14 protein-coding genes and 1 pseudogene are annotated in these 20,526 nt (G+C 60.7%); 6 read left to right on the top strand and 9 right to left on the bottom strand.

What is annotated here, in order from left to right:
- Window positions 1–183: 183 nt before the first annotated feature.
- The 3 genes from SYN63AY4M2_RS01295 to SYN63AY4M2_RS01275 all read right to left on the bottom strand — a co-directional run bounded on the left by SYN63AY4M2_RS01295 (window position 184) and on the right by SYN63AY4M2_RS01275 (window position 6,774).
- Entirely contained in the window at window positions 184–504 is a 321-nt protein-coding gene (locus SYN63AY4M2_RS01295; protein WP_011430170.1) for a nucleotidyltransferase domain-containing protein, read from the bottom strand.
- Window positions 501–4,412 (bottom strand): DUF559 domain-containing protein, encoded by a 3,912-nt coding sequence (locus SYN63AY4M2_RS13895; protein WP_206336999.1) that lies wholly within the window; start codon window positions 4,410–4,412, stop codon window positions 501–503. Before SYN63AY4M2_RS13895 ends, SYN63AY4M2_RS01295 begins: the two co-directional genes overlap by 4 nt.
- A gap of 106 nt (window positions 4,413–4,518) precedes the next feature.
- Window positions 4,519–6,774 (bottom strand): ComEC/Rec2 family competence protein, encoded by a 2,256-nt coding sequence (locus SYN63AY4M2_RS01275; protein ID WP_099812158.1) that lies wholly within the window; start codon window positions 6,772–6,774, stop codon window positions 4,519–4,521.
- Between the two features lie 445 nt (window positions 6,775–7,219).
- On the opposite strand from SYN63AY4M2_RS01275, the gene SYN63AY4M2_RS01270 reads away from it, so the two are divergent.
- Both SYN63AY4M2_RS01270 and SYN63AY4M2_RS01265 read left to right on the top strand, forming a co-directional pair.
- Window positions 7,220–7,420 carry a hypothetical protein gene (locus tag SYN63AY4M2_RS01270; RefSeq protein ID WP_041438278.1) on the top strand — a complete coding sequence of 67 codons (201 nt, stop codon included), beginning with the start codon at window positions 7,220–7,222 and terminating at the stop codon, window positions 7,418–7,420.
- A gap of 76 nt (window positions 7,421–7,496) precedes the next feature.
- Entirely contained in the window at window positions 7,497–8,339 is an 843-nt protein-coding gene (locus tag SYN63AY4M2_RS01265; protein WP_011430174.1) for an A24 family peptidase, read from the top strand.
- Between the two features lie 60 nt (window positions 8,340–8,399).
- Here the strand turns inward: SYN63AY4M2_RS01265 and SYN63AY4M2_RS01260 are convergent, their stop codons facing one another.
- Window positions 8,400–12,362 (bottom strand): magnesium chelatase subunit H, encoded by a 3,963-nt coding sequence (locus SYN63AY4M2_RS01260; protein WP_099812157.1) that lies wholly within the window; start codon window positions 12,360–12,362, stop codon window positions 8,400–8,402.
- Between the two features lie 315 nt (window positions 12,363–12,677).
- A pseudogene (locus tag SYN63AY4M2_RS01255) lies at window positions 12,678–12,808 on the bottom strand (IS200/IS605 family transposase); the annotation flags it as partial.
- Window positions 12,809–13,099: 291 nt separating this feature from the next.
- Between SYN63AY4M2_RS01255 and SYN63AY4M2_RS14425 the strand changes: the two are divergent.
- A complete protein-coding gene (locus tag SYN63AY4M2_RS14425) occupies window positions 13,100–13,495 on the top strand; it encodes a transposase (RefSeq protein WP_206337024.1) in 396 nt (131 codons plus the stop codon).
- 463 nt (window positions 13,496–13,958) lie between these two features.
- Here SYN63AY4M2_RS14425 and pcrA read toward each other — a convergent pair whose 3' ends face one another.
- Entirely contained in the window at window positions 13,959–16,304 is a 2,346-nt protein-coding gene (gene pcrA, locus SYN63AY4M2_RS01245; RefSeq protein ID WP_099812156.1) for a DNA helicase PcrA, read from the bottom strand.
- Between the two features lie 132 nt (window positions 16,305–16,436).
- On the opposite strand from pcrA, the gene SYN63AY4M2_RS01240 reads away from it, so the two are divergent.
- Window positions 16,437–17,069 carry a hypothetical protein gene (locus tag SYN63AY4M2_RS01240; protein WP_240530468.1) on the top strand — a complete coding sequence of 211 codons (633 nt, stop codon included), beginning with the start codon at window positions 16,437–16,439 and terminating at the stop codon, window positions 17,067–17,069.
- Window positions 17,070–17,155: 86 nt separating this feature from the next.
- Entirely contained in the window at window positions 17,156–17,845 is a 690-nt protein-coding gene (locus SYN63AY4M2_RS01235; RefSeq protein ID WP_240527676.1) for a hypothetical protein, read from the top strand.
- A 3-nt stretch (window positions 17,846–17,848) separates the two neighbouring features.
- On the opposite strand, the gene dapF is transcribed toward SYN63AY4M2_RS01235, so the two are convergent.
- Together dapF and psbN are read right to left on the bottom strand one after the other, a co-directional pair.
- Window positions 17,849–18,718 (bottom strand): diaminopimelate epimerase, encoded by an 870-nt coding sequence (gene dapF / locus SYN63AY4M2_RS01230; RefSeq protein WP_099813192.1) that lies wholly within the window; start codon window positions 18,716–18,718, stop codon window positions 17,849–17,851.
- Between the two features lie 26 nt (window positions 18,719–18,744).
- A complete protein-coding gene (gene psbN / locus SYN63AY4M2_RS01225) occupies window positions 18,745–18,876 on the bottom strand; it encodes a photosystem II reaction center protein PsbN (protein ID WP_011430180.1) in 132 nt (43 codons plus the stop codon).
- A 190-nt stretch (window positions 18,877–19,066) separates the two neighbouring features.
- Between psbN and psbH the strand changes: the two genes are divergently transcribed.
- Window positions 19,067–19,270: a photosystem II reaction center protein PsbH gene (gene psbH, locus SYN63AY4M2_RS01220; RefSeq protein ID WP_011430181.1), complete on the top strand. Its 204-nt coding sequence runs from the start codon at window positions 19,067–19,069 to the stop codon at window positions 19,268–19,270.
- A gap of 23 nt (window positions 19,271–19,293) precedes the next feature.
- On the opposite strand, the gene argJ is transcribed toward psbH, so the two are convergent.
- A complete protein-coding gene (gene argJ / locus SYN63AY4M2_RS01215; protein ID WP_011430182.1) occupies window positions 19,294–20,514 on the bottom strand; it encodes a bifunctional glutamate N-acetyltransferase/amino-acid acetyltransferase ArgJ in 1,221 nt (406 codons plus the stop codon).
- Window positions 20,515–20,526: the final 12 nt, after the last annotated feature.

Genomic DNA, 20,526 nt, shown 5'->3' with positions numbered 1-20,526 from the left:
AGTGAAGACTTCTTTACTACTGATCAATCCATCCTCCTTCCGAAGTTGGTTTGCTAAGTGCTGCTATTGTACCCCTTGAGCTCTTAACAGGCTGTAATGGAGAGATGAACATCCGGCGCTTTTTTGAGGACTTCGAAGGCTTTGATGTCGCGCTCCGCTAGGCGCAACAACCGCCAAGCCTCCTCAAGATGCGGCTTCATAGAGGTCTTTTCCCTGCTTGCGCGCCCAGTACAGCACGGTGCCTGGCACACGGCTGCGCCGCTGGTATTCCGCCTCGGAATAAACGAGGATATCCAACCCTGGGCCCATATCGCCCACCGCTTCGTGCAAACGAATCATTTCGGCGTACCGATCAGACACCTCTGGTTTGATCACCATGATGTCTAGGTCGGAACCCGCGTCGGCATCGCCGCGGCCATAGGAGCCAAACAAGAGTACGCGGCTGGGCTGGGCCGCTGCCACGATACGCCGGACGATCTCTTGCAAGGTTTGATCATCGATCATATTGGCAACTCCATTACCTTCAGGCTCTCAATGCCCCGGTCATCCACGATCTTGACGGCAATGCGCTTGTGCTCGCCCGGTGCGAAGGGCAACGACACCGTACCGCTATAGGCTTTTATGAGGTCCTCGTCAATCTCGGCCTTGAGATTGCGCGCCAACTTCGCCCAGCCTTCTTTCTCGCCCGCCATCGGGAAGAAGACCTGACGGGGGTAGAGGCAGCGCCCGTCGTAGTCGGTATCGAGCATCCACATGACAATCTTGTCCTTGCCGCCCGATTCGATGGCCCCGGTCTTGGTGTTGTAGTAGTCGAAACCGTGTACCTCAACCACAAACCAGCCATCTTCGGCTTTGCGCAGCTCCACATCCGGCTGCCCGATGAGCCAGAAGGATTCGTTACTGGCGCGCTTCTTTTTGAGGTCGTCGGTGAGTAGGTCGGCGTTCATTTGGACTTTGAGGAACTGCATGCCGGCCAGCTCTGGCTTCATCTCGTCAATATCTTTTGCTGCTTCGGGGTCAAATTGAAAGGCGGCGAAGATCAGCAGTTTGGGCTGTGGGCTGAGCATCCGCGCCTCTTGCCAGGCATGCTCAACTTGCCGCTGCTCGAGCGGGCCATATTCCGGGCCGAAGGAGACGACCACGCGCATGGGATCGTAGGCTGGCGCCGTCTCGCGCACGGTATTTGCCCCTTCGTCGCTTGGCCGCGTTTCCCCCTCGGCATGGAGCCAGCGGCAACCGGGCAGGGGCTCTAGGCGGGCAAAGCGGATGTATTGCCCGTTCTTGCCGCGAATGCCGGTGCGCAGCAGTTCGTCACGCCATTCGGCCTGGCGCAGGGTCTCGCCGGAGCGGGTAATAGACGTATCGGCAGGTTGCGGCTTCTCCTCCAAAATCTCGTCCACCGACTTGACCGCCGGTGCCGGCACCGCTTCAACCGTAAAGGGGCCGGTGACGCGCACCTTCTTCCTGTCCACAAAGGGCTGGTCGTAGAGCGTCTCCTGCGGCGCATGGCGGGCGATGGCGGCGTCGATCTCCTTTTGGAGGGTGCGGCGGGCTTGATGGAAACGCTCGAAGGGTTCGCGCGCTTTTTCCGGCCAGTCGGCAGGAAACGTAAAGGGCACTTCCCATTCCACCAGCTCGTTGACCTTGACCACCTGGCCAGCGGGCATGGTGAAGGTTGCTTCATCGGGTGCGGCGAAGTCCACGAACTGGCCGGCCCGACCGCCTTGGGTGACCTGGAATTTGACCGGCTGGCCATGAAGCGCAGCGTTCAGCTCAGCAAGGGCCGCTGCCACTGCCGGATGGAGCCGCGCGTAAATGCCGTCGATCTCCGGGTTATTGGCGATGGACTTGAGCGTGACATGGGGCACGGTCTTGTACTTGAAGCCGGAGCCGACGCCCTCCTGCGGGTGCGCCAGTTCGTAGTAGTCGAAAACCGCAGTCATCAGCCGCTGGCGGGCGATTGTGATCGCGACGCGTGAGGTGTCGCAGGTGATCCAGCGCCGGCCCCACTGCTCGGCAACGTAGGCGGTGGTGCCGCTGCCGCAATTGTGCACGACGCACAGCTCCGTGATGAAAGAGTGCGCGTCTTCTACCTCCAGGTCATACAACTCCTCTTCGGTTTCTTGCGTGTGGAGTTCGGCGATGCGCACGGCGACCCGCTGCGGACCAAAGAAGACCCAATCCCCCACAGCCAGGTCCTGCGCTTCCACCCATTCGGCCTTCTCGACGCTGAGCTGAAGTTGGCAGGCGTGTCGAATGGTTTCGTAAACGCCCTCCAGATTGGACAGCACCTCCCTGGCCGGGACGCGCAGCACCTCCAAGCCCAGCTCGCGGAGATAGGCATCGCGGGCCTGATCGTGAGCCAGTGCCTCTTCGCTGCTGTGGGCCAGCACGCCGTCCACCTCGACGACAAGTTGGGCGTCGCGGCTGTAAAAATCTGCTATATACCGACCGATGGGATGCTGGCGTCGGAAGGCGAAACCGGTTTGGTTGTTGCGCAGCGCCGTCCACAGCTTACGCTCCGGCGGGGTCATTTCACGCCGCAGCATTTTGCTTCGCCCGCGCAACCCCCGGGGAATGCCCGACCAGTCGTTATGCCCTCCCAGTGAGCGCGGGCGGCGCTTGGCGAGCACCTTGTGGTCGGCAGAGAGCCAGAGCGTCGCGTCAGTTTTTTCGTGGCGGATGCCGATCATCTTGCCGCGGTACGGCCGGCGGATCACGCGCACGACGCGATGCGGTTGCCCGTCATGCCCCAAAACCCAGTCGCCGGGCTGGATGGATTCGATGGGGCGCAGGATGGCCCTATCCCATTCAGCCCCACCCCGGCCCTCCCCACAAGCGGGGAGGGAGCAGTGTCCCCCCCCATGCGGGGGGACCACAGGGGGGCTGCTTCCCGCATGCGGGGGGACTACAGGGGGGCTGCCTCCTCCATCCTCGGAAAGCAGTGTGGCCCCTCCACAGTTGGCCTCTTCCTGGTTAGCTTCTCCTCTGTCAGCCCCTCCCCAGCCCTCCTCGTAAACGGGGAGGGAGCGTCCCCCGTCCTTCACACACCACACCCGCGTCCCCTTCCGCACACACGTCGGGTCAAACACCAAATCGCCCGGGTCGGTGGTCATCAGGAGGCAGCGCTCTACAACCTTCGTACGCGTTTCAACCACGTATCGTTGCTCAGGATTGAATCCGGCCGTGTCGTCCCAGACCTCAGACAAGACCTTGAGCGGATAATCGTCGATATAATATTTCCATCGAAGTTTGCTGCCATCCTTAGTCACGCGACCCGTGCGTTTCAACGCCTCCATGCCATCGGGGTAGATCAGCTTCCAATGGCTGTTCTTGTTCGGTCTGAAGGTCTCTCCCTTAAATTGGAGCGGCGTATCCTCGCCCGGCGGCCCCGAGCTCTCCAGGCTTACGAGCTGGAAGACCTTTGCTCCCGCTGGCAACAGCGACGGATCGACCATCTCGGCCCGGGTAATCTTTCGCACGGTACCGTCGGGTAGCTCCACATTACTATAGAAGGCATCAGGCAGCTTTTCAGAATACAACTGGCGATATTTCAAATATTTTTTATCCCTGGCATACCAGTTCAGATAATCACTCGTCCGGCCTAACTCGTTGGATACCATGCTGCCGGTTTTAGCGAACGTGATAAGTCGCACAAAATTCCCCGCCCCAAACACTTCATCCATCAAGCAGCGTACCAGATGGACGTTCTCGTCGCCGATCTGCACGAAGATGCTGCCGCTTTCGGTGAGGAGTTCTCGCGCCAGCAGTAGCCGGTCGCGCAGGTAGGTGAGGTAGGAGTGGATGCCTAGCTCCCAGGTGTCGCGGAAGGCGCGGATTTGCTCTGGCTCGCTGGTTAAATCCTCGTCTTTGCCATCCTTGACGTCGCGCTTGTTGACGAAGGGCTGGAAGTTAGAGCCGTATTTGATGCCGTAGGGCGGGTCGAGGTAGATCATCTGCACTTTGCCCGCCATGCCCTCTTTTTCCAGGAGCGAATTCATCACCAGGAGCGAGTCGCCAGCGATGAGGCGGTTGGTCCAGCCGTGTTTGTGCTGGTAGAACTCGACGGCCTGGCGCAGCGGCTCTCGGCGTTCCTCTTCAAAAAGGCTGAGTTGCTCCGCGCCGCCGCTGCCGTTCCGCTTCTTCACCGCCTCGATGATCGTACGGGGGTCGATGCGCTCGTGGACATAGAGCGAGATCGTCGGCACCGCGAACGAGGTGTGCTCGGCCTTGCCGGCCCAGACCAGTTGCGGGTCGAGGTGAGGATCGTAGGCATAGCGCTTTTTCGTTTGCCCGGCATCCGGGTCAGTCTGGGGCGTCACCAACCCCACAGGTGGATTATTGACACGCTCTTTGTCGCGGTGCTCGTAGGATTCGATTGGGCGTTTGGTGTCGGTTTTCTTGGCTGCCATCCAGTCCTGCCTGTTGGTTTGTCGTGGGCTTAGTGGGAAGGCTAGCTTGAGAGTAACTTTTGATCCAGCCTTGAGCTGTCGCCTAAGCCCTTCTCCCCCAAGCCACCTATCCGTCCAGTGGCGCCCGCAGGGTTTGCACGCCCCGGGGCGACCAGGTTACTGCTCCAACGCGCTCGGCAATGTAGAGGGGCCGCTGCTTTTGCCGAAACCAGGTGGTCACTGCCTCGCCAACAGGGCCGGAGCTGATGCCCGCCTGCACCTGAAAGCGCTCCAGCAAGTCCAGGATCAGCGATCCCCCATCCCACCACAGCCAGTCGATCTGGGCCGGCAGCAAGGGGGATCCGGTCAGCTCCGCCTGGACAGGGGGGCCGGCGGATCCCAAGAGCAGCCAGCGGGATCCCTCGGCCTCCAAGGTCAACACCAAGGGGTTGGTGTGGACGGCCTGCAGCTTCAGCCGCTCCGAGAAGGGGATCCGGTCGGCAGGCCGCAAGACTTGATAGGGGATCCCGGCAGCTTGCACGGCGCTAAGAGAGCGCAGGTAGCTGTCCGAGGCGGCATTGACGCCGCCCCCGTCCCAGAACTGCCCGATGGAGAAAGCTGAAAGCAGGATCTCCCAGCCCCCATTGGCCGAGCCGGCAGAGGTCATGGCCACCGCCCCCTCCAGACGGCGCAGGCCCTGCTGCCGCAAAAAGGGCAACACGGTGCGCTCGGCCAGGCGGGGATCGCCGCTGTTGAGCAAGAGGTGGCGTCCTTCGGCTTGGATGGCCAGGACGGGGAGGCGGCCACTGGCCAAAGCGGTGATCTCGACCGGCGGCCCCGGCCACAGCCTTGGCCCCAAGAGGATGGCGGCCATTATCAGAGCAGTGCCCTGCCAGCGCAAAGCCCGCCGCCAGCGGGGCCAAAAGGTCAAAGCCACCAGCGCCCCGTAGAGAAGTAGACACTGGAGCAGCGAGACCCTGCCGGTGTAGTAGGAGCTCAGGGGCCAGCTGGCCATCCAGCCCACCCAGTTGATCAAAGGCGTGATCAAAAACGTCAAGGGCCGGGCCAGCAGGGATCCCAGCCCCGGCCAGAGCAAGGCCACAAAAGCCACCCCAAACCCCGCCACCAGCAGGGGCACCAAGAGAAGCAGCAGCAGCGGGTTGGCCAGCAGCGAGTAGGTGGGGATGCGGCCAAAGATGGCCACCTGCAGCGGCAGCGTCCAGATCTGGGCGGCCAGCGGAACGGCCAGAGCCGTGGCCACCGCCGGCGGCAAAAAGTCCAGCCGGGATCCAATCGGCCCTGCCCCCACCAGCAGGCCCAGGGTGGCGGCAAAGCTGAGCTGAAACCCCAGATCGGTAATCCACAGCGGCTGGTAGATCAACAGCAAAACCGCCGCCACCAGCAGCGTCCCCAGGGGGTTAAGCCTAACTTTTCCTTCCAGTCTTGGCTCCGTCAACACCAGCATGGCCGCTGCCCCCATCACCGCCGCCCGCAGCACCGAAGGGGTAAAGCCCGTCAAGGCCAGGTAAATCCCCAAGACCGCCAGGAGGATCCCCTGCTGCAGGCGTACCGCCAGCCGCCGCGTTAGGACAAACACCACCCCCACCAGCAGCGACACGTGAAACCCAGAGGCCGCTAGCGCATGGGCCAGGCCAACTTCTCGAAAGGCATCCTGCAAATCAAAATCCAACTGGGCAGCCCGGGATCCCAGCACCAAGGAAGCCAAGAGGTTCCCCTGCCGCTCCCCCAGCCCGGCAATGAACGCCTCCCGCACCCGCCGCCGCAGCACCCAACCTCCCCAGCCCCTTCCCCCCGGCTGGGGGATCACCTCGCGGGCGATGAAGCCGGCAAAAGCCCCCTGCCGCTGCAGATAGGCCTGAAAGTCAAAGCTGCCCAGGTTTAAGGCGAGACTGGGAAGGTAGAGGGATCCCGTCAGGCGCACCCGCTGGTTGGGATGGAGATCCTGGCTTGGGAGAGCCTCAGGGCTGGCAGTGACGTAGAGCTTGCCGCTTACCTGGCGGGCCGTTTGGTTGGCCTCCAGCACCTGCTCCGCCTCCAGCCAAAATTGCCGCCGCTCGCTGCGGGTGGGGCGGGGCTCCGAAAGAACGGTGCCCACCAGGCTCATCTGCCGCTGCGGGGCCAGAAGGCTGATATCCGTCGGGCCGGGAACCGGCTGCCGCCAGCCCAGGTAGGCCCAGGCCAGACACCCCACCAGCCCCATCGCCAGCCAGGTGCGGGCCAAGCGCGGTCGTCGCCGGTACAGCAGCGATCCCGCCAATCCCAAAGCCAGCGGGATCCCCCAGCCCCAGCCGCTCGCCGCCGGCCAGGCCCGCAGCAACAGGCCCAGGATCCAGCCCAGCCCCAGCAGATAGGTTCTCTCCATCCCTCTTCAGCGCTTTTGCCCCCACTGTACTCTCGCGCTCAGGCGGGATCCATGGCGTTGTCTTAACCTTGACCGGTTGCCGACCCCGCAAGACAGAGGCAAACTGCATCCGGCCTAGGGCTGGCGCTCGCCACCAGCCGCATGCTCCCGCCAGATGGGCAACGCACCCTCCAGATCCTTCCTCTTGCAAGTTTAAGAATTGGGAAAGATGGCCCACTGGCTCTTGACGGCGATATCCTAGGGTTTAAGCTACCGAGAGGCGAGGCGGATCGGCCCGCCTCTGGTCAAAGGAGTGAGCGTCTAGCTCAAGGGATCCGCCGCTCTTAAGGAAGCTTAAGCGTTTCTAAAAATGCTCAAAAGGGGCGGACAGAACGTTAGGGATCCCAGAGAATCTTGGCAGGGTCGTTAGGGTGATAGTGGGCTTTGCGAGGTGGGGAAACCGCACATGGACAGCGCTTTGCTGCAAGCAGCTCGCCAGATCTATCAATACCATTTGCAGTATCGACCGGAGGTGCTGGAGCAGCCGCCGCGGGGCGTGGTCATCCATCGCCGTACCCTGCGAGGGGATCTGATCTTTTCTGAGTTTCCCATCCTGCTGCCCCAAGAAACTTTCATTCCGCTGCAGCAGTTGGAGCCGCTCCGCTGAGGCCCTTCTGCCCAAGCCGAGCCTAGGCGCCTACGATAGCAGAGCAAGCCTCTTTTTCTCCCTGTGGACGGCTGCGATGGTGGACTTCCTTGCCAGCACCTGGGAGCTGCGCCTGTTGGTCTGGGTGCTGGTGTTGGTGCTGGGGGCCTGTGTGGGCAGCTTTCTCAATGTGGTGGTCTATCGCCTGCCGCAAGGTCTTTCTCTGCTCCATCCCGGCTCCCATTGTCCCCACTGCAAGACGCCCCTGGGCCCGATGGAGAACATCCCCATTCTGGGCTGGTTCCTGCTGCGGGGCCGCTGCCGCCACTGCGGGGCGCAGATTAGCTGGCGCTACCCTGCCGTTGAAGCCTTGACCATGGGGCTGTTCGGCCTCAGCATCGCCATCTTGGGATTTTCTCCCCGCGGGCTCCTCACCTGTGTCTTGTTGGGCTGGCTGCTGGCGCTGGCCCTGGTTGACCTGGATACGTTTTGGCTGCCGGAGTCGCTCACCCGCTCCGGCCTGCTGGCGGGGCTGCTGGCCCGCCTGGCGCTGCCCTGGCTGGAAGGGTCGGGATCCCTGGCCGCCATGGGCTGGTCACTGGTGGCCGGGATCGCGGGCGCCGTGCTGGGCATCTGGCTGTTGGAAGGCATTGGCTTTGTCGCCCGTTGGGTTTTGCGGCGGGAGGCCATGGGCGGAGGAGATGGTAAGCTGCTGGCCCTGATCGGCATGTGGCTGGGCTGGCAAGGGGTGTTGGTGGCCCTCATCTTGGGCTCTGGGCTTGGTTTGCTGGGCAGCCTGCTGGCCATGGCCGGGGGAAGGGCCCGCCTGGGCAAACCCATCCCCTTCGGCCCCTACTTGGCTCTAGGCGGCGCCGTGGCCGCCTTGGCGGGATCCCCCCTGATCGAGGCCTACCTACGCTGGTCGGGGTTGCTGGGGTAGAACTCCCTCACCCCTCTTCCAGTGGCAACGGCAACGATCGGCAGGGATCCCTTTTGGCCTCTACTCCACCCCCTCGATCCGGTCTTCCACTTCTTGGTACAGCTCCTGCAGGCGCTCGATGTTGGCCTGGGAAGTCTGCCAGTAGCCACGCCCGTGCACCTCCAGCAGGGTGCCGACGATGCGCCGGAAGGAGTGGGGGTTGAGGTTCATCAGGCGCTGCCGCATCGCCTCGTCCTTGATGAAGGTCTCGTTGGTTTCCTCGTAGATCCAGTTGTCCACCGCTCCCGCCGTGGCCGACCAGCCGGAGGTATTCACCAGCCGCTTGGCGATCTCCCGCACCCCTTCGTAGCCGTGCTTGAGCATGCCCTCGTACCACTTGGGGTTGAGCAGCTTGGTGCGAGCATCGAGGCGGATCGTCTCGCTCAGGGTGCGGATCTGGGCGCTGGGCGTGGTGGTATCCGCCATGTAGGCCGAGGGGGCCTTGCCGTCCGGGCGCAGGCTCTGCACCAGCTTGGTGGGATCCGCATCGAAGTAGTGGCTGACATCCGTCAGGCTGATCTCCGACGAATCCAGATTCTGGAAGGTCACGTCCACCGTCTTCAGGCTGGCCTCAAACAGCTGCCGCATCTGCTGGTTGGGCAGATTGGATCCGAAGGCAAAGGACTTACGCGAGAGGTACATCTCCCGCAGCTCGCTCTCGTCCTCCCAGGAGCTGTTTTCCACCGCCAGGTTGATGTTGGCCGAGTAGGAGCCAGAAGCGTTGGAAAAGACCCGCGTTGCCGCCTGCTCCAGCGTCAGCCCCAGCTCCTTGGCCTGCTGCAGAGCGTGCTTGCGCACATAGTTCAGCTCCAGCGGCTCATCGGCCAGGGCCGCCAGCTTTACCGCCCGGTCGAGGAGGGCCATTTGGTTGACAAAGAGATCCCGGAACACGCCGGAGCAGTTGACCACCACGTCAATGCGGGGCCGCCCCAGCTCCTCCAAGGGGATCAGCTCCACCTTGTTCACCCGCCCCAGGGCATCCGGCTGGGGACGCACCCCCAGCAAACACAGCACCTGCGCCAGCGACTCGCCGTAGGTCTTGATGTTGTCCGTGCCCCAGAGCACCACCGAGATGGTTTCCGGGTACCTGCCGCCGTTGGCGCTCAGCTCGCGGGCCAGCAGCCGCTCCACCACCATCTCCGCCGACTTAATGGCCGCTGCCGTGGGGATAGACTGGGGATCCAAGGCGTGGATGTTGCGCCCCGTCGGCAACACAGCGGGGTTGCGGATGGGATCCCCGCCCGGCCCCGGCAGGATGTACTCCCCTTCCAAAGCGCGAAGCAGGGATCCCAGCTCATAATCGGCCGTGATTTGCTTGAGGCACTCTTCCAAAAACTCAAACAAAGGCTTGAGCAGCTCCGCCTCCACCTGCGGATAGCCCGCCTCCTTGAGGGCCACCAGCCAGGGCGCCTGCCGCCCCATGTTGAAGAAATTGAGCTTGGCCACCCGCGAGACCCGCCCCTGGGCGTCGGTTTGCTCCTGCACCAGGGCCGCCACCGCCTTGTGGCAGGCCTTGTTGATGCGATCCAGCAGCTCCGTATCCGCCAGGTGCCCTTGATCCCGGTTGCGGTAGAGCTCGTCGATGTCTCGGCCCAGGCTCTGGGCGAGGATGCGCGGCAGGCCGAGGATCCCTTCTTCCGGGCGGTCGATGCTGGCGATGCTCACCAGGGTAGCGATGGCCTCCTCCGCCGTGGGGGGCGCCCCGATCACATGCAGGCCACAGGGCAACAGCCGCGACTCGATCTCCATCAGCTTGGCGTAGAGCTTGCCCACCACCGTGTCCCGCTCTTCCAGGGTGAGCTGGGCCGCATCCACCTGGGGCAGCTCCACATCCTTGTCCAGGTTGACCAGGCGCGCCTTGTCGCAGATGGCATTGACAATCTGAATGCCGCGTCCTCCTTCCCGCAGGCTTTGGTAAGAGCCGATCAACTCCCGCAGCTCCTGCAGCCCCTTGTAGAGGCCGGCGTTTTCTGCCGGCGGCGTCAGGTAGCTGATGGTGCAAGCATAGCCGCGCCGCTTGGCGATGGTGGCCTCGCTGGGGTTGTTGGCGGCGTAGTAGTACAAGTTGGGCAGGGATCCGATCAAATTGTCCGGGTAGCACTCGCCCGACATGCCGATCTGCTTGCCCGGCATGAACTCCAAAGAGCCATGGGTGCCAAAGTGGATGACCACGTCGGCCTTCCAAACCTTTTCCAGGTAGGTGTAGTAGGCGGCAAAGCCGTGGTGGGGGCTGGCCGATCTCGAAAAGAGCAGACGCATGGGATCCCCTTCGTAGCCAAAGGTGGGCTGCACCCCGATGAACAGGTTGCCAAAGTGTTTGCCGTAAATCAGCAGATTTTGCCCATCGGTATTCAGGTGCCCCGGCGCCGGCCCCCAGTATTTCTCAATGGCTTTGACATAGGGCGTCAGGGCCTCATATTCCCGCACCGACAGCTTGGCCGCCACGTTCAGCTCCGGGCTGGCGTACTGGGCCTGGGGATCGTGGAGGATGGACTCCATCAGCTCCTGCGGCGTTTTGGGCAGCTCTGGCCCCAGGTCATAGCCGTTGTGGGCCAGCGCCTGCATCACCCGGTGGATGGAGGCAAACACATCCAGGTAGGCCGCTGTCCCCACATTGCCCTTGTCCGGCGGAAAGCTGAAAACGGTGATGGCGATCTTCTTCTCCAGCTTGGGCTTGCGCCGCAGATTGGCCCACTTGATGGCCCGCGCCGCAATCAACTCAATCCGATCCTGCAGGGCATGGGCCTTGCCGGTGACGGCGTCCCGCCCTGAGAGGATGATGGGATCGATGGCCCCATCCAGTTCGGGAATGGCAATTTGCAGCGCCACCTGCACCGGGTGCAGCCCCAGGTCGCTATTGGCCCATTCCTCTGTCGATTGAAACACCAAGGGCAGTGCCACCATGTAGGGACGATTGAGCCGTTGCAGCGCCTCCACGGCTTTGGGGTGATCCTGCCGCGCCGGCCCGCCCACCAGGGCAAACCCGGTTAGCGACACCACCACATCCACAATTGGCGCCGTCTTCTGCTCGTTCCAGAAAAACTCGTTCACCGGCTTGGAAAAGTCCAAGCCGCCGGCAAACACTGGCACCACCCGCGCCCCGCGCGACTCCAGCTCCTGCACCATGGCCACGTAGTGGGCATCGTCCCCCGTCACCAGGTGGGTGCGCTGCAGCACCAGACCCACGCAGGGGGCCAAGGGATCCTTCACCTCCTCTGGCAGATCCTCGCGGGCGTTGTACCAATCCCAATACTCCGCCAGGCTGGCAAACATCTGCGGCGCCAGCGGGTGCCAAATGCCCATTTCCAGATAGGTGACCGGCTCGGCAAACTTGACCTGATCCCGCATCCCCGGCAGGTAGCGATCCGCCAGCATCAGCAAAAAGTTCTCCAGGTTCTCGCGGGATCCGCCCAGCCAGTACTGGAAGCTAAGCATGAAGTTGCGAGCATCCTGGGCCTTGTCAAAGGGCAGGTACTTCAGCACCTTGGGCAGCGTCTGCAACAGCTTCAGCATCCCCTCCTGGAAGTTGGATCCCTGCTGGCGCTTGCGCATGAACTGGGCAATGGCGCTCTTGGACTGGCCCAGTTGCGCCATAGAAAAGGATCCCAGCTTATTCAGGCGCATCACCTCCGGCATGGAGGGGAACACCACCACCGCATCCAACCGCTCCCGCAGGGGTTCTACCGCCTGCACCACCTTCTGGGCGATGTCCTCAATAAAGATCAGGGAGCCAATAAAAACATTGGCCGTCTCCAGATCCCGCCGGAAAGCCTCATACCCCGAGGGATCCCGCAGCTCCTCCACCAAGTAGCCAGACAGCTCCACCGCCAGCTTGGGGTTGCGGGCGTTGATGCGCTGCACCGCTGCTGTCAGAGCACTCTGATACTGCGGCTCCAACACCACGTACACCACCTTCATCAGTCGGCGCCCCCCTAGCTCGTCAGGGGCCACGTGGCGGGTGATGGGCTTAACCAGAGTAAACATGCGGTCGCTCTCCCTTGTGCAATGCAAAAAAGCAAGTGGGCCGGGAATGGGCATTCTTCCCTAGCACCTGTTTCCCGTTCTACCAGAGAACCGGATCCCTGCCGGGGGCATGACGCCAGTCTCGTAACAATTCGCAATAATTGCAAAGGGGGCTCTTCTCTTGAGGAGATCTCAAGGATCCAGACCTGGAAGGGCCCAGAGCGGCTCTCCTACACAAAAGGATAGTTTGGTAGCCCCGCACTTGAGTGCGGGGCGGAAAAGCCCGCTAGCCACTTTAGTGGCTTACCCATGATGGGGGTCGTTGATATAGTTTCATAGCTCAAACAACCTCTTCCTGACTTCTCCTACCAAGACCTCTTTCCTTCTCTTTGGCCAAAAAATAAGATGAACAACCGCCCGCCCACAACATGACCGCGGCGATTGTACCGTTGACTTTCCTCTCGCATTATCGCTTGCCCATGTCAGACTGCGGTTGCCATGCCGCTTGCCAACAATGATGGAGTGCGGCTGTCAGCAGGTTCGAGTCAGGAACAGGGAGCTAGTCCCCCTATTAGAGTACTTATGTCAACAGTCTAATAAGGTGTACAACTGTGCTTTGTACTATGCGAGACAAGTCTATTTCAAAACGAAGCGATGGGCAAGCTATGGTGAGCTTTGCGCTGAGATGGCGAGAACCCAAAACAAGCACTTCATCGCAATGTATGTTTCCGCCGCGCAACAGACCTGTAAGTCTGTAGCTGGAGTGGGTCTATGCCAAGCCTGCCCAGCCCAAATCGCTGGATCCGAGAAAAGCTCTAGCAATTGACCACGGAGTCAACAACTGGCTTACGTGCGTTAGCAACTTAGGACATAGCTTCATCATTGATGGCCGCAAAGTCAAGTCCTTCAACCAGTGGCACAACAAGGAGCTGGCTAGGCTCAAGACTCACAAGCTGCAGGGGTTTTGGTTGCAGCAGCTTGACCGAACTACGGAAACCGGCGGATGCGGGATGCAATCCACAAAGCTGCGGGCAAGGTCATTGACTTCTGTTTGCACCACTCAATTGGGAGAATCCTCTTCGGTTGGAACAAAGAACAAAAACAAGAATGCGGTTTTAACCAAAACTTTGTTTTCATCCCAACAGGTCGGTTAAAGGAGCGTATTGCGCAATTATGTCAGCATTATGGATGGAGTTTATTGAGGTAGAGGAGGCGTACAGCTCGCAGGCAAGCTTCCTAGATGGAACCTAATTATGGTGAAAAACCCGACGGGTGGAGACCTTCTGGAAAGCGTGTCAAGCGGGGCCTGTACCAAACGGCAGAGGGGTGGTTGGTCAACGCTGATGCGAATGCTGCCGCCAACCTGTGCTTAAGAAAGTCAGCAGAACCTTGGGGCTTTGCCTTCAGGAACTGTCTAGAGGCGCTTTGACAACGCCGTTACGGGTTCTTTTGTGGACTGCGTAAGAATCCCCTGGGTGGGAGTGTCAAGACAAAAGGGATCCCTGCCAAGCCGCCTTATTCCAAGCAAGTTCTGGGCGAGATCAAGGCACCTACAAAAAAGGATGAGACCCATACCGCTACGCCATCCATCTCCAAAGCGGTTTCGAGCCCAGCCAGCTAGCTGAGCTTTTGAATGGGCGCGATGCGGGGATCCAAGATTTTCTGCTGGCCGATGGCGGGAAACCTCACCGCCAGGGTGATCCGTTCGCCGCTGCCGAACACGTGGGTAATTTGCCCCTGTCCGAATTGGGGATGTTGCAGGCGATCCCCAACGGCCCACTGGGAGGAACGGCCTTGGCGGCGAGCAGCCTTTGCTTTGGGCGTGGCCGCAGCCGTGTTGTCGGCGGAGAACGAAAGCCCCCTGCCTTTTTCCCATTGGATCAGCTCTTGGGGCAGCTCACTCAAAAATAGGGAAGGGATGGCGGGCTCGCGGTTGCCGTAGAGCCGCCGCTCGCTGGCGTGGCAGACAAACAATTGCTCGCGGGCGCGGGTGATGCCCACGTAGCAGAGGCGCCGTTCTTCTTCCAGCGCGGCAGGATCCTCCAAAGCGCGAAAATTGGGAAACAGGCCTTGTTCCAACCCCACCAAAAACACCACCGGGAACTCCAGCCCTTTGGAAGCATGCAACGTCATTAGCGAAACTTTCTCAGCTCCCTCCTGAAGGGTGTCCAAATCGGAAGCTAAAGACACATTGCTCAAGAAAGCCTCGAGGCTGGGATCCTCCTGTTCTTCTTCAAATTGGCGGGCGGCATTGTAGAGTTCCATCACGTTGGCGATCCTTTCCTCGGCCTCTTCTGTGCCCTGGGCCTTGAGATCTTCCAGATAGCCGCAATCCCGCAGCAGCCCCTCCAGAAGGGCGGCAGCCGAAACCTGGGCCATCTGTCTGTGCCAATGCTGGATAAGCTGGGCAAACTGGAGAACCGGCTTGGCCGAACGCCCCAGCAGGTTGGTAACAGAGGCCTCGTCGCTGAGGATAGTCCACAGGGGCACATTTAAGGCAGCCGCCGCTTCGCTTAGCTTGTCCAGAGTGGACTTGCCGATGCCCCGCCGCGGCACATTGATAATGCGCAACAGGCTAAAAGAATCGGCAGGGTTGAGCACAACCCGCAAATAGGCCAGCACATCCTTAATCTCTTTGCGATCGTAAAATCGCAGCCCCCCCACCACCGTGTAACGGATCCCCCACCGCAGCAAAACCTCTTCAAAAGGGCGAGATTGGGCATTGGTGCGGTAGAGAATGGCAAAATCTCCCCAGGAAGAGTTGGGATTTTGGCTGTGTAATCGCCGGATGGTATTGACCACAAACTCGGCCTCGGCCATTTCGTCCTCCGCCTGGTAGCAAACGATGGGATGGCCGGGGGGGCGAGTTGGCCGGAGAATTTTATCGATGCGCTCGGTGTTTTTCTCAATCAGGACGTTAGCCGCCTGCAAAATCGTGGCGGTGGAGCGATAGTTTTCTTCCAATTTGATCAGGGTGCGGGTATCGTCGTCCGGCAGGCCATCGCCAAAGGTCTCTTGAAACTCCAGCAAAATGGTGAAATCGGCCCCCCGAAAGCGATAGATGCTTTGATCTGCATCGCCCACCACAAAGAGGGAGCGATTGGTCCAGTCCCACTCGGAGCGGCGGGTCTCGCCGTTGGTGGCCAGGAGCCGGATCAGCTCGTACTGGGTGCGGTTGGTATCTTGGTATTCGTCCACCAAGATGTGCCGAAAGCGCTGGTGCCAGTAGGCCAAAACCTGCTCATTTTGGCGGAAAAGTTGCACCGGGATCCAAATTAAGTTGTCGAAATCGAGGGCATTATTGGCCGCCAGTTGATCTTCGTAGAGCTCGTAAACCTGAGCCAGGATGCGACCTCGGAAATTGGGCTGGTGGCGCTCCAGATCGGCAGGGGTCCAACCTTGATTTTTGGCATTGCTAATGGCATAGCGCACCGATCTTGGATCGAACTTGCGCTCATCTAAGTTGAGTTGCTTAGTTACAATCTCTTTAACCAGGGATTGGGCGTCCGATTCATCGAAAATCGAGAAGTTGCGAGTCCACTTTCGTCCCTTGGGATCCTGATATTTTTCGATCTCCAGGCGCAGGATCTGGGCAAACAAGCTGTGAAACGTGCCGATCCAAAGGGGTTTGATCCAACGGTGGTAGACCGCCGATTTCAGCCGCGTCGCCTGGGCCGGCTCCAATTGCGCCAAGGGGATCCCGAATTGCTCCTGGGCCTCTTGCTCGGCAAAGAGCCGTTCGATGCGCTCTTTCATTTCGCGGGCGGCCTTGTTGGTAAAGGTCACGGCCAAAATCTCCTCCGGATCCACCCGGTAGTGGCGGATGAGGTGGGCGATGCGATAGGCGAGGGTGCGCGTCTTGCCGGAACCTGCCCCCGCCACCACCAGCAAAGGGCCACAAAAATGGTGCACCGCTTGCCGTTGAGCAGGGTTGAGGGCATCCAACAAACAGGCGTGAGTCATAGTCGGCAAAGCAGAAACTGCTTTCCATTATGGGCGCCAACCCAATGGGGACGAGAAGCCAAAGGGCATTCTGGAGCGCCAAAGATGAAGATCGGTTAAGATTTGGCCGGCCCACCTCCAGAACTCCCCGCCATGAACCGAGGACTGTCCTGCTGCTGTGCCCTGGCTAACCGCAGCCGGATTTGCTTTCAAAAGAGACGGATTGCTCTAGGGTTTGCCACCCTTGCCCTGCTTTGTCCCAGCCTGTTTGATCCTGTTCAAGCCGGCAACTGCCCCAGCAACGGCAACCCCCAAGCCTCGCTTGACCTCAAGCTGGAAAGCGTTGCTGGGGATCAGCTCGACTTAAGTCGGTACGACGGCCTTCAAGCGCTGATCTTGACCAACAGCCAAACCCGCTCCCAATCGGAGGCCCTCTCCAAAAGTTTGGCCCTCGAGTTTGGGCAAAACCCTCGGCTGCGCCAGATCGTGCTGGTTGATGGCAGAGGGCTGCTGCTGGTGCGCAACCTGGTTTTGCAGGTTATTCGCGAGAGCGTGCCCACAGATCCGCGCTTGGTTTCTCCCTTTGTCCATGTCTCTGTCGATTTCGAGGGATCCACCATCCAGAAGCTGCAGGAGGTGGCCGCCGAAGCCTTGCCTGGGATCAATTTTCGCCAACAGGCCGCTTTGCTGCTTTTGGACGGCCAGGGAACTCTTCTGAGCGGATTTGCCGACTTGGAGCAATCCAACCTCAGCATTCGCCGGTGCATTCGCACCCTCATGGGATAGTCCCACTTCCCTTTCACACCGGCAACGCCTCTTTTCTGCTGCTCTGGCCCAAGCCATTAAACTGGTCATACCGGTCATGTTGAAGCTTGAAGTCAACCGGTCGAACGACGGCTCTCTGTTCGCGGGATCCCATGCGCCGCCAGCTCAAAATCTTGAACCAAATCCTCGATTACAAGCTTGCCAACTTGCGGCTGTTTGGCCGAGCCGAGCTGAAGGGGCCTGTTCTCAACGTGCTGCTGGAACGGCTGCCGGGCGATGTGGTGGATACCCTGCAGGTGATGGAGGTGGTGCGCAGTGCGGTGGAAGCCTCTCTGCTGCAAGGGTTGCGCAAGGTCAACGTTTACCTTTGGTGCCGCGGACAAACTGAAGAAGCGCCGGAGTGGAGCGAAAGCTTTGCTGTAGAGCCATTGGTCTTGGCCCACCCCAAGGAGCTCCGAAGCCTTGCTTTCAACTATCGACAAGACTATCCCGGCATGCGAGTGCTGTTTTTCTGCCTGGGCCTTTGTCTGGGCGGCTTTTACCTGTTGGGGGGCTGGGAGCAGACAGGTTGGATCGATTGGATCCCCGTAGGACTGGCCTTCGCCTTGGGGGTGATCTTCCCCTGGCTCAAACGCTCCCTCAGCCAGTTTGTACACCCTCTATTTCTCCGCCTTGGCCTGGGCTTGGGCTTGGTCTTATTGGGCCTGGCAGTGGCGCTGATCTGGCGGCAGGGCTGGAGCGTTGCCTATGGGATCCTCGGCCTCCTGGCCATCCTCCTGTTGGGTCTGGGAGCCTAGTTCTCAACCGGCAGTGGTGCCGCTGAAGACGTGTAGGGCAGGGCCGGTCATCCACACGTGCTGTGTGCTCGGATCCCAGCGAATTTCCAGATTTCCTCCCGGCAGTTCTACTGTAGCTTGCGATTCTGCGCGCTCCTCCAAAACAGCAGCCACCAAAACAGCACAGGCACCCGTCCCACAGGCCAGCGTCGCCCCTGCCCCCCGCTCCCAAACCCGCAGCCGCAGGTAATTTGGGCCGAGCACCTGGGCAAATTCGGTGTTGGTGCGCTCGGGAAAAGCCGGGTGATGCTCAAACAGGGGGCCCACCCTTTCCAAGTCCAGCTCTTCCAGGGATCCCCCTTCTTCCAAAAAGACCACACAGTGGGGGTTGCCCATGCTCACCGCCGTCACCGCCCACTCCCGCCCGCCTACCTGCAGGGGCTGCCGCACCACCTTTTCCTCTGGTTTGGCCAGCGTGGTGGGGATCTGCCCGGCCAAGAGGCGAGGGATCCCCATGTCCACTGTTACCAAGCCATCGGGCCGCACCTGCGGCACGATCCGCCCCGCCAAGGTGTGGATCTGGTAGGCGCCGTCCTGGCCAGGGATCCCCAGATCCTGCAAAAAGCGGGCCAAACAGCGGATGCCGTTGCCGCACATCTCCGCCTCCGAGCCGTCGCTGTTGAACAGGCGCATGCTGAAGTCGGCCCCCTCCTGCCCCGGCAGCAGAAAGATAACCCCATCGGCCCCCACGCCAAAGCGGCGGTTGCAGAGGGCAACGGCTTCCTCAGGCGTCAGACAGGGCTGCGGCTGGTGGCGGTTGTCCACCAAGATAAAGTCGTTCCCCAGCCCCTGGTATTTGTGGAAGGAGAGACGGGAGGGCAACCGAACAGGCATGCAGCGGAACCGCACAACAACCGGCTTCAATCCTCGTGCATCTCGTAGGGATCCTGCAAGTTTTTGGAAGGGGGGCCAAAGGCGGTGTAGATGGCAAAGGCGGTGATGCAGATGGTTATTGCCGCAATGGCCACAACCAGCGAAAGGGTGGATTCCATGGTTAGCTCTTCAGTTCTGAGAGAATCTCCCTACATATTACACAAGTTTACAATTCATTGCCGGCGGCAAAGGGGAGTGACCAGATTCTGTTAGCGTGATTTTAAAAGGAGGTTGTCTGGCTGGGATCTGCCGCCGTGCTGACCTCCAAGTTGGCAAACCTGTCCTCTCTTTGACCTATCGCGAGAACCTATGGCGATTCGTACCAAACTGGGCGATCTGCTGCGTCCTCTCAACTCGGAATACGGCAAGGTGGCCCCTGGCTGGGGCACCACGCCTTTGATGGCGGTCTTTATGGTGCTGTTCGGCATCTTCTTGCTGATCATCCTGCAGATCTACAACAAGTCGCTGCTCCTGGAAGACATCAACGTCTCCTGGGAGAGCCTCAGCTTCTAGGGCTCCTGGCTGCCGCGGGCTGTCTAGGTGGTGTACTCGGCGTTGATGCGCACGTAGTCGTAGCTGAGGTCACAGCCCCAGGCAACGCCCTGGCCAGATCCCTGGTGGAGGTCTACCGTAAAGGTTACGGGATCCCCTCTCTTTAGGTACTCAGAGGCCGCCTGGCGATCAAAAGCCAGAGGCATTCCCCCCTGCAGCAGCAGAAAATCCCCCAGGCGAACCTCCAAGCGACGGCTGTCAAAGGGGATCCCAGCCCGTCCGGCGGCGGCGGCCACCCGGCCCCAGTTGGGATCGTTGCCAAAAACTGCCGCCTTCACCAGGGGAGAGCTGGCAATGACACGGGCTATCTGCCGAGCTGACCTGTCGTCGGGGGCGCCCTGCACCCGGATCTGCAACAACTTGGTGGCTCCCTCGCCGTCGCGGGCGATGGCCTTAGCCAGGTGAATGCAAACCTGGACAACCATCTCGGCGAGGGCTTGGGCAGCTCTCGTGCCAGCTTGCAGGGTGGGAATCCCACTTTGGCCGTTGGCCAGAGCCAGCACCATGTCGTTGGTGCTGGTATCCCCGTCCACGGTGATTTGGTTAAAGCTGAGGTCAACCGCCTCTTTGAGGATCTGCTGCCAGAGGGGAGGATCCACGGCTGCATCGCAGGTTAGGAAAGCTAACATCGTCGCCAAGTTGGGGTGGATCATACCGGATCCCTTGGCGATGCCTCCCAGCCTGACGGTGTAGCCGTCGATCTCGGCCTCCAGGGCTGTACTCTTGGTCACCAGGTCGGTGGTGAGGATGGCGCGGGCGGCGCTCTCTCCTCCTGTCGGCGAGAGGCTGTCGATCAGGCGGGGCAGGGCCGCCTCGATTTTGGCCATTTCCAATTGCCGCCCGATCACCCCTGTCGAGGCAGTGAGCACCTGTTGGGCCGGGATCCCCAGCCGTTCTCCTACCCAGAGGGCCAGTTGGGCGTTGTTGCGCTCCCCCTCTTCTCCTGTACAGGCGTTGGCTTGGCCGGCATTGCAGAGAATGGCCCGCACCGGCTGCCCTTGGGCGAGGATCCCTTGGTTGTAGGTAACACAGGCGGCCTTGACCTGGTTGCTGGTGAAAACGCCAGCCCCCACCGCCTCGCAGTCGGAAACAATTAGGGCGAGATCGGCAGCGCCGGAGGGCTTGAGGCCAGCAGCCACGCCAGCAGCGCGGAACCCTCGCGGGGCGGTAACGGCGCCTGCAACCCGTTTAAATTGGGATCCCATAGATTCTGGGGC

Origin of the sequence: Synechococcus sp. 63AY4M2 (genome assembly GCF_002760475.1) — a bacterium.
GTDB lineage: Bacteria > Cyanobacteriota > Cyanobacteriia > Thermostichales > Thermostichaceae > Thermostichus.
Note: the sequence above shows the minus strand (reverse complement) of the source record. Positions and strands in the feature narration are given on the sequence as shown.